This window comes from Ciceribacter ferrooxidans (assembly GCF_004137355.1).
GTDB lineage: Bacteria > Pseudomonadota > Alphaproteobacteria > Rhizobiales > Rhizobiaceae > Allorhizobium > Allorhizobium ferrooxidans.
Genome location: NZ_SDVB01000424.1, coordinates 1 through 252, shown reverse-complemented (window position 1 = coordinate 252; position 252 = coordinate 1). Strand labels below are relative to the sequence as shown.

The following is a 252-nucleotide window of genomic DNA, read 5'->3' as shown; positions in this document are numbered from 1 at the left end:
AGCTATCCCGCGCGGGAACGGCAGGCGATCCTGAATAACTTTTCCGCCGTGACTGCGCCGATCCTGGCGATCACCGCGGCGGACGACGAGTTCGCAACGGTGACGGCAATCAGACGAGCGCTTCGATACTATCGACAAGCGCCGACGACGGAGGTCCTGCTTTCGCCCGCCAACCTCGGCGTGGACCGGCTGGGACATTTCGACCTCTTCCATGCCCGTCACGCCACCGGTTTCTGGATCGACGCGCTGCTA

Annotated in this window: 1 pseudogene; it reads left to right on the top strand. The window is 63.5% G+C overall.

The window, feature by feature from the left end:
- Positions 1-252: pseudogene (locus EUU22_RS24825) on the top strand (alpha/beta hydrolase family protein); the annotation flags it as partial.